At 67.3% G+C, this 12,506-nt stretch carries 12 protein-coding genes; 6 read left to right on the top strand and 6 right to left on the bottom strand.

Annotation, left to right across the window (positions count from 1 at the left end; genetic code table 11):
* The first annotated feature begins 92 nt into the window (after positions 1–92).
* Entirely contained in the window at positions 93–1,331 is a 1,239-nt protein-coding gene (locus tag ABF648_RS06705; RefSeq protein WP_415631525.1) for a chorismate-binding protein, read from the top strand.
* A gap of 190 nt (positions 1,332–1,521) precedes the next feature.
* Here the strand turns inward: ABF648_RS06705 and ABF648_RS06710 are convergent, their stop codons facing one another.
* Complete coding sequence (locus ABF648_RS06710; protein ID WP_415631526.1) at positions 1,522–3,336, bottom strand: DUF6297 family protein; 1,815 nt, start codon at positions 3,334–3,336, stop codon at positions 1,522–1,524.
* A complete protein-coding gene (locus tag ABF648_RS06715) occupies positions 3,333–4,025 on the bottom strand; it encodes an ABC transporter ATP-binding protein (RefSeq protein WP_415631527.1) in 693 nt (230 codons plus the stop codon). Before ABF648_RS06715 ends, ABF648_RS06710 begins: the two co-directional genes overlap by 4 nt.
* Before the next feature lie 126 nt (positions 4,026–4,151).
* On the opposite strand from ABF648_RS06715, the gene ABF648_RS06720 reads away from it, so the two are divergent.
* Complete coding sequence (locus tag ABF648_RS06720) at positions 4,152–4,847, top strand: demethylmenaquinone methyltransferase (RefSeq protein WP_415631528.1); 696 nt, start codon at positions 4,152–4,154, stop codon at positions 4,845–4,847.
* A 3-nt stretch (positions 4,848–4,850) separates the two neighbouring features.
* Positions 4,851–6,698: a TM0106 family RecB-like putative nuclease gene (locus ABF648_RS06725; protein ID WP_415631529.1), complete on the top strand. Its 1,848-nt coding sequence runs from the start codon at positions 4,851–4,853 to the stop codon at positions 6,696–6,698.
* Positions 6,699–6,704: 6 nt separating this feature from the next.
* Here the strand turns inward: ABF648_RS06725 and ABF648_RS06730 are convergent, their stop codons facing one another.
* Positions 6,705–7,592, bottom strand: a complete 888-nt coding sequence (locus tag ABF648_RS06730) for a 1,4-dihydroxy-2-naphthoate polyprenyltransferase (protein WP_415631530.1) — start codon at positions 7,590–7,592, stop codon at positions 6,705–6,707.
* 163 nt (positions 7,593–7,755) lie between these two features.
* Between ABF648_RS06730 and ABF648_RS06735 the strand changes: the two genes are divergently transcribed.
* Positions 7,756–8,001, top strand: a complete 246-nt coding sequence (locus tag ABF648_RS06735; RefSeq protein ID WP_415631531.1) for a PLD nuclease N-terminal domain-containing protein — start codon at positions 7,756–7,758, stop codon at positions 7,999–8,001.
* A 105-nt stretch (positions 8,002–8,106) separates the two neighbouring features.
* Positions 8,107–8,475, top strand: a complete 369-nt coding sequence (locus tag ABF648_RS06740; protein ID WP_415631532.1) for a PRC-barrel domain-containing protein — start codon at positions 8,107–8,109, stop codon at positions 8,473–8,475.
* A 51-nt stretch (positions 8,476–8,526) separates the two neighbouring features.
* Here ABF648_RS06740 and ABF648_RS06745 read toward each other — a convergent pair whose 3' ends face one another.
* Together ABF648_RS06745 and ABF648_RS06750 are read right to left on the bottom strand one after the other, a co-directional pair.
* Positions 8,527–8,991, bottom strand: coding sequence for a deoxycytidylate deaminase (locus ABF648_RS06745; protein WP_415631533.1), 465 nt, complete (start codon positions 8,989–8,991; stop codon positions 8,527–8,529).
* Positions 8,992–9,033: 42 nt separating this feature from the next.
* On the bottom strand, positions 9,034–9,954 hold the full coding sequence (locus ABF648_RS06750) for a cation diffusion facilitator family transporter (protein WP_415631534.1): 921 nt from the start codon (positions 9,952–9,954) through the stop codon (positions 9,034–9,036).
* A gap of 88 nt (positions 9,955–10,042) precedes the next feature.
* Here ABF648_RS06750 and ABF648_RS06755 point away from each other — a divergent pair, with 88 nt between their 5' ends.
* Complete coding sequence (locus tag ABF648_RS06755; protein ID WP_415631535.1) at positions 10,043–11,602, top strand: patatin-like phospholipase family protein; 1,560 nt, start codon at positions 10,043–10,045, stop codon at positions 11,600–11,602.
* 21 nt (positions 11,603–11,623) lie between these two features.
* On the opposite strand, the gene ABF648_RS06760 is transcribed toward ABF648_RS06755, so the two are convergent.
* Entirely contained in the window at positions 11,624–12,391 is a 768-nt protein-coding gene (locus ABF648_RS06760; protein ID WP_415631537.1) for a CynX/NimT family MFS transporter, read from the bottom strand.
* Between the last annotated feature and the right edge of the window lie 115 nt (positions 12,392–12,506).

Here is a 12,506-nt window from a genome sequence, read left to right on the forward strand (position 1 = left end):
TGGTGATTGCGGAGCCGATGGACAGAATTGCTGAGGGCTGAGGACTGACGGACCCCACCGCAAGACCGGCGCCGGTCGGTTAACCTCGTCGGGTGATCATCAATCCCGGATCGTCGCGACTGCACGCCAGCACCATCGCCATCCCTGATCCGGGACCACTCACCAGATACATCGACGATTCGGCGGCCGCCTTCATGCGTGGCGCCGACGGTTTCGTGGCACTTGGCGAGATCGCCCGCATGGAAGGCCACGACATGGCCGAGGCGGATGCCTGGTGGGCTGAGTTCTCGGCCAAGGTCGAGAACGAGACCGAGATGCCCGGGCGTTTCGGCACCGGACCGCTCGCCTATGGTGCCTTCGTCTACGACAAGCATGCCAACACCGAGCCCGTCTTCGTCGTCCCTGAAATCATCATCGGCCGGCGCGATGGCGTGAGCTGGATCACCCAGCTCGGCTACGACCGCGTCAACCCGGAAATGCCACCCCGGCAGCCCGTTCCGCAGGCTCCGCAGGGCCTCTACTTCGAGGACGGTGAGGTGAGCGGCGCTGACTGGCTGAACCTCGTCGCTCACGCCAGCGAACGCCTGCAGCACGGCGATGCCGAACGGGTGGTGCTGGCCCGCGATCTGGAAGCCATCGCAGGCACCGAAATCTCGATGGCCTGGATCCTGCACCAATGGCTGCTCAACTACGGCGGATGCACCTGTTATCTGGTGGACGACGCAGTGGGCGCCACGCCCGACGTCATGCTGCGCCGCCAGGGCGGATTGACCACCTCGCGGGTGCTGGCCGGAGGTCTGGAACGCCTGGGCAGCGTGGAGAACCAGGCGCGGATCGCCACCCTGCTGTCCTCGGTGGAGAGGATGCATCAGCACCGACTGGCCGTGGAAGCATCGAGCACGGCATTGCGCCCCTACTTCACCGGCATGCATGTGCCCGAGGCGCCCCTGGTGTCCACTCTGCCCGACATGCTCTACCTCGCCACCGACATCTGCGGAGTCGCCCACCCGGGCATCAGCGCACTGGGGCTGGCCGCCGCCCTGCACCCGCTGGCCTCCGTCGTGGGTTCGCCGAGCACCAGGGCACAGAGGATCATCGCCGAGGAGGAGCACTTGGAGCGCGGCCACTTCACCGCACCGGTGGGCTGGATCGATGCGCAGGGTGACGGCGAGTGGTTCGTCTCGCAGCGCACGGTGCACCGCCATGAGCCCCGCACGGAGCTGACCATGTACGCCTCGGCATCCGTCTCGGCGACCACCCTGCCCCACAACAAGCTGGTCTCCACCGAGATGAAGTTCGCCCAGATGCGCCAGATCCTGCGAGGACAGTAGGTATCCCTCCGCGTCACGTGGGCCACTACCGGCCTGTCAAGGCGGTGGCCAGGTGGTTGTGGCGGCGCCTGAGGCAACGCTCTGCGGCTGCGCTGTCCTTCTGCTGCTGCCGTGTTTCCTCGCCCACCGCCGCCTGTGGACCTGGGTGCCGTCCCGGCAGTTTCGTTCCCAGCAGTGTCGTTCCCACTGCCTACTTGGTGCGCAGCGGCGGCCGCCTGCGGGGCTGACCCGAACCAGACCGGGTGATCACCTGCTTGGTACGGCCACCGCCGGCGGTGCCATTGCGCTTCTCCTCGCGCATCTTGGCGAGCTCCTTGCGCGACTCCTCGGAGGCCTCCAGCATCTCCTGCTGGTTGATGCCGCCGCTGCGCAGCAGCATCCAGGCGATCAACGCGATCGCCATGGACACCAGCGGCGTCCAGCCCATCACCAGCGGGAAGGTGACCACCACGACGATGTCGATGCCGCGCACCAGGTTGAACATCAGGCCGGGCGGCACGGCGCCGGCGCCGGTGGCGACCATCGGCGCGTTGTAGTTCGCCGACTTGGCGGTGACCCAGCGGATGGCGCCGAGCAGGCCAGCCGCCGCGGTGAGAACGCCGTAGAGCAGGTGGTTGGGTTCGATGGTTCCGGCATTGCGCCCCGCCAGCGGAAAGACGAATGCGGGGCTGACGAGGATCGCCCAGATCGCCGCGAGCACCACCGGCACGACGGTCGCTGCAGAGCGCAGCTGGGCATCGGTCACCGGGAAGAGCCGGGCCAGACCCTTGGTACGGCTGAGTACACGCATGGAATCCATGAAGGGCACCATCACGGCCACCATGACCAGCGCCGAGATGGACGGCGCGAGCGCCACCAGGCCCAGCGAGACGAGCGCATAGGGCACCACGACGCTCACCGCAAGGGTGACCAACGGGGCGGGATTGCGTCCCAGGCGCTGCACATCGCGCCACACCAGGGCACGGGTGCCGAGCCCGCGTCCGCGCTTGGGGGTCACCTGCCCGCGCTGCTGGTTGCGGCGCTCCACGAGGATGTCGCGCATCAGCGCGAAATCAAGGGCGAAGGCTGCGCCCTGCATGCCTGAGACCAGTTCGCCCCCGTTGACGAGCTGGCTGCGTCCCACCTGGTCGAGGCGGCGCCAGGCGATCAACGCAGCGAGGACGCACAGCACCAGGCCGATGACTCCGACCGCCATCGCGAATGACATGGTCTGGCCGGAGGCGATACCCAGACCGAACCAGCCGCTCGCCGTGCCGATGACTGCCAGCAGCACGACCACGGCGAGCGCACCCACCACGATCTGCGCGGCGCGCACCAGCACGGTGCGTTCTGCACCCTGCTCTGCCGCCGCGAAGGCCACCCAGCCCGCCGCGGTGATCCCGATGGCGCAGGTCCAGGCCACCACCGAGGGCGTGTCCAGGCCGGTCAGGGCGGTGACGAGCACCGCGACAGCAGCACCCAGCAGGCCGGCTCCGATGACCATCATCCACAGCCGCTTCGCCAATATCTTCGACCTGCGGAGTGGCGCGTCCAACAGCCAGAAACCTTCGGCTGCCGAAGCCACGACGGGCCCGAAGATCCGGCTCGCAGCCAGCGCCGCGGCCCACATCCCGGCCATCACCAGCCAGGGCAGCAACTCCCGCGCGGTGCCACAACCCTCGGTGGAGCAGCCGGATGCCTGGTGCTGGGCGGTGCGGATGGCCGAGATCACCATGGCCGCGATGACGACCACCGAGAACAGCGCGACATAGCCGTCGGTGAGCACGTCCCACAGCGTGCGGGTGGCCCGCCCCTTGCGCCAGTCCTTGACCAGCAGCATGAGCTGGCGCTCGTCGACCCGGCCCTGACCGTCGAAGCCGACGTCGACGAAGTCGTACTCGTGGACCACTTCCAGCGCAGCGGGAGCTTCAGGCTGGACCGGCCCGCTGTGCTGGCCGTCCTGCCGGCCGGGGCGGGGGGATGTGGCCTTGGGCGTGCTCCTGCGGCGATTCTTCTTGCGGCTCATGCGGGCTGCCCAGGCTCAGCCAGGGATTCAGTGACCTTCTCGGGCGCGCCGAGCCGCACGATGCGCGCACCGACCGCCGCGACCAGGGATGGCTCGTGGGAGGCCATCACTATGCACAGGCCGTTGTCGTCCTTCTCGTGCTTCAGACGCTGACCCAACCAGGCGATGCCCTCCTGGTCGAGACGCTGCTCGGGTTCGTCGAGCACCAGCAGCCGCTTGGGACGCACGAAGGCGGTGGCCAGAGCCAGCCGCCGGCGCTGGCCGCTGGACAGCGTGCCCGGCAACTGACCCGACTGCGCCACCAACTGGACCTCCTCCAGGATGGAATCGACGAGTTCGTCGGTGTCCTCGAGGCCGTGCGCACGGGCCAGCAGGTCCAGGTGCTCCACCACGGACAGATCGGGGAAGAAGTCGAGGTCGTCGATGACGGTGGCGACATTGCGGCGGAACTCGGGGTCGGTGTCCTTGGCCTTGGTGCCGAGCACCTCGATCTGCCCGTCGGTCGGCTTGTCGGAGCCGATGATGCAGCGCAGCACAGTGGATTTGCCTGAGCCATTGCGCCCGGTGAGCGCGATCGCCTCCGACTCGTGCGCCTCCAGGTTGAAACCGCTCAGAACAGTGTGTTCACCATATTTCTTCACCAAATTGCTGATCTTCAGGACTGTTGCGCGCCTCGCCATGGGCCCCATTGTGGTGCAAACGGGCTGCTGGACCCAGCTGGGTCCGTTCGCGACTGTCAGCCGCGGGCCATTTCCGAATGGTCCACAATCAGGCCCCACCCCGATCAGTCCAGGCGGGTTTGACAGAATAAATGCGTGCTGAGAAGAGCGACCCTGGACAAGAAACGCGATCAGGTGGCCGGAATGTTCGACCAAGTCGCCCCGCGCTATGACTTGCTCAATGATGTGCTGAGTCTGGGCCAGGATCGGGCGTGGCGCCGCGAAGTGGTCCGTGCAGTCGATGCGCATCCCGGCGAGTACGTCCTCGATCTGGCCGCCGGCACGGGCACGTCCTCGGCGCCTTTCGCGGCCGCGGGCGCCACCGTCTTCCCCACCGACCTGTCCATGGGAATGCTGCGCACCGGCAAGGAGCGCCAGCCCGGGCTGTCCTTCGTGCGCGGGGACGCAACCCAGCTGCCCTACCGCGATGGCGTCTTCGATGCGGTGACGATCAGTTTCGGGCTGCGCAATGTCGAGGACACCGCCAGGGCACTGCGGGAGCTGCGCCGGGTGACCCGCCCGGGTGGACGCGTGGTGATCTGCGAGTTCTCAGCGCCTGTCTGGGGTCCGTTCCGCAAGCTCTACCAGGACACCTATCTGAGGCAGGTGATGCCGCTGCTCAGCCGGATCAGCTCCGATCCGGAATCCTACGACTACCTGGCAGAGACCATCCTGGCCTGGCCGTCCCAGCGCGAGCTCGCCGACATGATGGCCACCGCCGGCTGGGCCGAGGTGGAATGGCACAACCTGTCCGGCGGGATCGTCGCACTGCACAGGGCATGGGCGGAATGACCGATGGCCCGGCAGTACCTTCGACACGCAGGAGCTGAACTGACCGGAGCCCCCAGATCACACGCCGGACCCGAGGCTGGAAGTCCTTTCTTCCTGGGGCCACGAGCTGCCTGCAGCTGCCCTGTCAAGACGCAGAACCGCTTCGACGAGACAGTTCAGCTGCCTGATGGTGCACCGGGGGCCGTCCAGGACGCCGCCGACGGCGCTGGAGCTCCTGACCGTTCCTCCACAGCCTTCGCCGAACAGGTGTGTGCTCTGCTGGCCGCGCAGCCAGGCACGAGGGATCTACGGCAGCTCGCATCGAGCGACCTGCCGACGCGGGCCCGTGCGACGGCCGAGGCCGTGGCCAGCTCTGCCCCGATCATCCTGGCTCCCGCTCTGCTGGCTGACGCGCCAGGCCACCGCAGGGGTTCCCCCGACCTCCTGGTGCTCGGCCCTGCCCGCGAGGACGGTTCGCCCGGCTACCTTCCCGTGCTGGTCCGGCGTCACAGGATGCTGGAAGCCGGAGGCGGTGAGCAGTTCCAGCGGTGCACGCCCCTCGGTCACGGGATGACTCGCCGCCAGTTGCCGGGAGTCCGCGTGCGTGCCCGCCGCGAGCCCGACCTGCTGCAACTGGCGCATCACTGGCGCATCCTGCAGGCCGCCGGGTGGGCCTCCGCCAGCCCGCGCGGAGGTGTGATCGGCATCGACCGGGCGTCCCAGGACGACGGTCTCTGGAGGCTCCGCAAGCACAGCAGGGGCGGCCTGCCGCCGGCGGGCGAGACGATGATCTCATGGGTGGACCTGACGGCCAGGCAGTTGCGCACCTATGCGCGCTCCGCCGAACGGGGCTGGCGTCTGCACAGTGCCCTGGAGCGCTACGACCACGAGTTCGCCTTCCGTCTGCACATCGCCAAGGTGGCGATGGAACGCCATGGGTCGCCGGAGGATCCCCCACCCACCGTCAATCCCGTGGTCGTGGGCGAATGCGAGAGCTGCCGGTGGTGGCCCGCCTGCCGCCATCGCCTCGATCCTGAAGACCTCAGCCTGCAGATCGACAAGGCCCGGCTGGATCCACGCGAGATCAGCGTGCTGAGGTCGATGGGTATCACCACCACCCGTCAGCTCGCCACCACCGATCTGGAGGCGTTGCTTCCGGAATACCTTCCCGAGGTGCAGCACCGTCCGGGTGCGGAGGACAGGGTGCGCCTGGCAGCGCGGCGGGCAGGGCTGCTGGCACACGGCCAGCAGCTGCAGAGAATCATCAGCGGCCACATCGAGCTGCCAGAGCCTGGCTGGTCGCTCGACCTCGACATCGAGACCTCGGTGCGCGACAGGGTCTATCTGTGGGGCTTTCTGGTGGACGATCCCGACGATCCGGACGGCCCGCACTATGTGCACTTCTCGCGTTTCACTCTGCTCGACAGGGCCGAGGAGCAAGAACTCGCGGAAGAGGCGATGACCTGGCTGGTGCACTGCCTGGAGAACCATCCGCAGGCCCGTGTGTACCACTACTCGGACTTCGAAGTGGTGCACATCAGGCGGATCGCCGCCGCGGGCCGGCTGCCGAACACCCTGCGCGTCGCCCACGAGTTCACCCGCAGCAATTTCTCCGACCTGTTCGGAGTGGTCAAGCGCAACATCTTCGGCGCCCACGGAGTGGGCCTGAAAGCGGTCGCGCAGTACGGCGCCGGTTTCCACTGGCGCGACGCCGAGCCCGGCGGGCTGAACTCGCAGCACTGGTTCGCTGCCGCGGTCAATGCCACCGATGAAGCCCAACGGGAGGCGCTCCGCCGCCGGCTGCTGGAGTACAACGAGGACGACACCCGGGCCACCTGGGCGCTGCGCGGATGGTTGCGAGGTCTCAGCTGACAGGGCTCAGCTGAGCAGCTTGGCGATGCCCACCCCCACCACCAGGCCCAGCGCGTACAACAGCTCGCCCTGACCGGTGGCCTTGAGGGTGACGACCAGGGCCATGCCATTGGCTCCGGCCAGCAGCGACCGGCAGGCCGGCGCGAGCAGCAGCAGGCATGCAAGGCCGAGCAGCGCCCACCAGGTGGTACCCGCAGCCACCACGACCACGCTCACGGCCGCGATCGCCACCAGCACCACATACAGCCAGCGGGTGGCGGAGTCCCCGAGCCTGGTCTCCAGGGTGCGCTTGCCCGATGCCGTGTCACCTGCGATGTCACGCAGATTGTTCGTCACCAGCACCGCGCAAGCCAGCAGCCCGATGCCGCAGGCCGCAGCCCATCCCGGTGCGGGCACCCCTCCGGCCTGCAGGTACACGGTGCCACCGACGGCCACCAGGCCGAAGAAGACGAAGACGAAGACCTCCCCCAGCCCGGCATAGCCGTAAGGATGGCGCCCGCCCGTGTAGAACCAGGCGGCCAGCACGCAGGCGACGCCCACCACCAGCAACCACCAGTGCCCGGTGAGGATCACCGCCACCAGCCCAGCCGAGCCCGCGATGCCGAAGCAACCGAATGCCGCCGCGCGCACTTTCTTGGGCTGTGCCGCTCCGGAGCCCACCAGGCGCTGCGGCCCCACCCGGTTCTCATCGGAGCCGCGCACCCCGTCGGAGTAGTCGTTGGCGAAGTTGACCCCGATGACCAGCCCGAGGGCGACCACCAGGCACAGCAGCGCGATGCCGATGTGCGCATGGCCCTGCCACCAGGCGATCGCAGTGCCCGCCAGCACCGGCGACATCCCGGTCGGGAGGGTGCGCGGCCGAGCGCCCTCCAGCCATTCGGCAGCAGTCGCCATGCGGGTCCTCCAGGTCAGCTGAAACGGTGGAATGCAGCGTGCTCAACAACGTGGTGGGCACAATTCCCCCAGCTGATCTTGCCACTTCACAACGCATTCCCCTCGCTCCGATATGTGCCCCTTCGATCCGGTATGTGCGGGGTGATCGGCCTAAACTTGGTGCATGGCACGCGTCCTACCCGTGATCGTGCTGCTGGCCATCACGATCTACGCAGTCGTCGATCTGGTGCAGACCGACGAATTCGACGTGCCCGGAATGCCGAAATGGATGTGGGCCCTCCTGGTCGTCCTGGTGCCCGCTGCCGGCCCCATCGCCTGGATCCTGGTGGGCCGTTTCGGTGTGGGAGTGCCGCCACTTCCACCGGACCGGGCTCCTGATGACGACGAGGAATGGCTGAACAAGCTCTGACTCCTGTTCCACCAGCCGGGCGGGCACCGTTGCCCCTCAGACGAGCTCGTGGCATACGGTGGGTCGGACAGCCATGTGAGCAGCCGTAAGCGGAAAGGACAGCTCATGCCGGATGACAACTTCGACGACCTCTACAACTCCGAGGTGGTCGACCGGAACGGCAAGAAGATCGGCGGTGTGGGTCAGGTCTACCTGGACGACAAGACGGGCCAGCCCACCTGGGTGACGGTGAAGACCGGCCTGTTCGGCACCAAGGAGAACTTCGTGCCGCTGGTCCACGCAGACATCGCCTCCGGGCGTATCCGGGTGCCCTATCCCGAGGGCACCGTGAAGGATGCGCCGACGATCGATCCGGACCGCCACCTGGACGCCGACGAGGAAGCCGACCTCTACAAGTACTACGGCATCACCACGATCATCCCCGGCGGCGAACCCGAGACAGACGCCGTGAGCACGGCCGGCAAGAAGGCCTGAGACGAGCTCGCAGCGCCTCCAGCAGTCAGTGGTCGACATCGACCAGTCTGTTCAGTGGTCGAAATCGACCAGGCCGTCCTCGTCCAGTTCCCCCTCAGGCCACACGGCGCGTACGATGCCGGCCGCAGCCAGTGCCTTGCGGCAACCCGGGCACGGCTGATCGGTGACATAGGCGGTGGCGCCCTTGGTGTCACGGGTGGCGAACAGCAGGGCGTTCACCTCCGCATGAATGGCAATGCAGAAACCGGGCGTGCCGGGACGGTCGTAATCGCCCAGCTCGGGAATCTCGTCGTAACGCAGCCGTCCTCTCGGGCAGGCTCCCTCCAGGCAGTCGGGACGCCCGGGCGCTGCGCCGTTGTATCCGGTGGCGATGATCCGATGGTCGGGGCCCACCAGCACCGCACCGACCATCCGACGGGTGCACTTGGCCCGCAGCGACACCGCCTGCGCGATGGTGAGGAAGTACTCGTCCCAACCCGGGACGACACGGGGAGCCCCGGGATCGATGATCGCCATGGGCCACAGGTTAACGGGCACACCGAGGCATGGCCGCGCAGGTCACACGTCGTCGATGTCCTCGTAGGACTTCGGATCGCTCATCGGCTCCAGATGAACCGAAACCCTCAGATCCGGCTCGGCCGCCACCAATGAGTCGATGACCGCTTCAGCCAGGTCATGTGCCCGCTTCACGCTCCACTCGTCGGGCACCAGCATGTGCATCTCCATGAATCGGCGGTTGCCCGACTCGCGGGTGCGCACGGCGTGGAAGTCCGCATCGCCCTTCACCCGGTATCCCTCGAGAACCCCCTCAATGCGTGCTTCCACATCGGGCGGGAGTGTGATGTCCATCAGACCTTCGACGGAATGCCTGGTCAGCCGCCATCCGGTCCACACCATGTTGACACCTGCCAGCATGGCGACGATCGGGTCGAACACCTGGATGTGCGTGATGGCCACCAGGCCGACACCGATCAGCACCGCCGCGGAGGTGACGACATCGGTCATCAGGTGCTGCCCGTCGGCGACCAGGGTCGCGGACCGCTTCGCCCGTCCCTTGCGAATCAGGATGGTGCCCACCATGCCATTGATCACTGATGCGATCAGCGAGATGAGCAGGCCGATGCCGAGCTGCTCGGTCTGACGCGGATTGGCCAGCCGTTCTGCCGCCGTGTAGATGACCAGTCCCGCCGCGACGAAGATCATCATGCCCTCGCAGATGGCGGAGAAGTATTCGGCCTTGGAATGCCCGAAGTTGTGGTTGTCGTCCGGCGGGCGGATGCTCACCTTCAAGGCGATGAGCGCGATGACAGCTGCCACCAGGTTGACGACCGACTCCATCGCATCGGACAGCAGACCCACCGAGCCGGTGATCCATGCCGCCCACGATTTCAGTGCGATCGTGGCAACCGCCGCCGCGATTGACAGCCATGCGAACTTGCTCAAATCGATCGGATCGGCATAGCGCGGCGAACTACTCACACGCGCCAGTATCTCTCATGCGCTCCGCCGTCCCGTCCAGCGAATGCAGTCCGACCGGTTCGGCAAAGGCAGTCATTACCCTGAGGTCATGTCTGGTTCTGGCTGGTTCGGCACGCTGCCCTTGGGGAAACATGCGAAGAGCCGCTCAGGGCGCACCGAAGGGGTGCAGGGCCTCGTGCTGAGCGGCGGCGGGTCGAAGGCGAGCTTCCAGATCGGTGCGCTGCGCTATCTGTACGAGCGCGAGCACATCGCCCCCAGGGTGATCACGGCAACCTCCGCCGGCTCGATACTCGGGGCACTGCTTGCCCAGTCGAGTGACCCTGCCAAGCAGCTGCAGGCGGTTCACAATGTGGACCGGCTGTGGATGTCGATGCAGACCAGCTCGGACATGTTCGCCGAGCGGGAGTGGTTCAGCAGGCTGAAGACCCATTCGGGTCTGCTCGACAGCTTGCGCCAGACCGATGACAGTCAGGCTGACGTCGAGCAGGGAGAAATGGGGCCGGACGGCGAATCACCCGATTCGGCAGCGAAGCCCTCGGGTGTGCTGGGCATCCTCGCGCATCCCCTGCGCTCACTGGCCGGTGATCCGCCGGTGAATCCACTGCCGGAACCTCCCGGGGAGGACGGCACCGAGAATCTGGCCCCGCAGCTGATGACGGTGGCTATGGCACTGGCCGAGGAGCCGCCTGCGCCCGTGGGATGGTCGCCCGGTCTGCTGTACCAGCTGTTCTCCGAACTGCCCCACATCGGGCGGGTCGGAGCCGATCTGACATCGGCATGGCGCGGCCTGGAGAGTTCGCGCTCCTTCTACAAGCCCGGCGTGATCCTGCAACGGCTGCTGTCGCGAGATTTCTTCCACTCCGAGGACGTCACGACTTCGGGCATGGTGCTGCGCTGCGCCTTCGTCGGCCTGGAATCGGGCGAACTGCGCTACATGCGCGAGGATGGCCGGATCGTGAACCGGGACGATGAACCGATCGGTGGGGGGACTTTCGACATATCGATGGGCGTTCTGGCGTCCTGCTCGATCCCGGGAGTGTTCAGGTCGGTCGAGATGGATGACGAGAGCTATGTCGACGGCGGTATCAGGGAGAATGTGCCGGTCGAGATGGCTGTCGCTCATCTGGGCGTGACCAGGCCCTATGTCATCATCGCGGGTCCGCCCCGGATGCAGGCCGAACCCGGAATCGGCTCCAAGGACCTGCTCTCGGTGCTCTACCGGGTCGACTCCATCCGTGCCAACGAGTCCGTGCGCGACGAGATCGGCTTCGCCGAGAGCACAGGTGCGGTACTCATCGCACCTGAGGTGCTGGTGCACGATTCCATGACGATCGACCCCGGCCTGCTGGCCATCAACCGCGGCTACGGCTGGATGCGGGCCGCGGAGGTGGTGCGCGGGGCCGACGCCGAGGCCGTCGAGCTCGACAAGCGGATCATCCTGGCCAGGATGGAGGCCTGGCGCCAGGAGAACAAGATGCTGATGGCGAACGACGAGCCGGACGATCACGACCCCTACTCGCCCATCGGGATCGCCAAGGACGAGGTGCGCCGGCTCGTGGCGCAGGCCGATCCCGAGCTGCTGCCACCCGGAGCCGAGGACTGGCCGAAGGCCTTCGAGGGCCATCCCGGCCCATCGCCGGTCAAGTGAGCTCAGGGCCGGCCGGCCTGCTCAGACCACCTCATCGCCAATTCCTCGCCATACCGCGATCGTTGCTGAGGCGACCATCACCAGCACGACGACCAGAATGATGGCGAAGGGGACGTCCCATCCTGCGATGTTGTCGTGCACCCAGCCGACCACGACGGGGCCGGTGGCGGCCACGCAGTAGCCGATTGTCTGCACCACCGCCGTGGCCTGGCGGTTCTCGTCGACATTGCGAGAGCGGCGCACCAGCAGAGCCATCAGCACAGCGAAGAACCCTCCCTGCGCCATACCGCCCAGGCAGTTCCAGACCAGCCACAGCTGTGGAGCCAGCAGAATGCCTGCCGGAAGGCTCGCCCAGGCAGCCCCGACCACGAGCACGATCCGCCGCGGAGACCATTGCAGCGCGCTGCTGAGCACGGGCACCAGAAGTGGTCCGATGATCCCGGCGGACTGGAAGAAGGAAGCAGCCAGTCCGGCCTGGGGCTGGCTCATCGAGCGGATGTCCATCAGAGCTGTGGGCAGCCAGCCGGTGACGGCGTAGTAGGACAGTGTCTGTCCGGAGAAGGCGATCGTGATGAGCGCGATGAAAACCCACATCGAACGCCGGATCGGCTCGCGCTTGCGCCGCTGCCCCTTCTTCGTGGGTGGTGGCGCCGGGAGTCCCGCACGGCGCCGGATCGAAGGTCGCGGGCCGCGAACTCCGGGCGGATAGACCGGTATCCAGGCCAGGAGCGCGATCGCGCCGAGCACCGTTCCCACCAGCGCGGCGGCCCACCGCCAGCCGATCAGCAGCCCGACCGGTGGGGGGGGCCCCCGGGGGGGGCCGGCCGGGGGGCGGGGGGGGGTTGGGGCGGGACGACCGCACCCGGGGTGTGGGGGCGGGGCTGGGGCGCGCGCGGGGGGGCGG

Source organism: Propionibacterium sp. (assembly GCF_047719395.1).
Taxonomy (GTDB): Bacteria; Actinomycetota; Actinomycetes; order Propionibacteriales; family Propionibacteriaceae; genus Propionibacterium.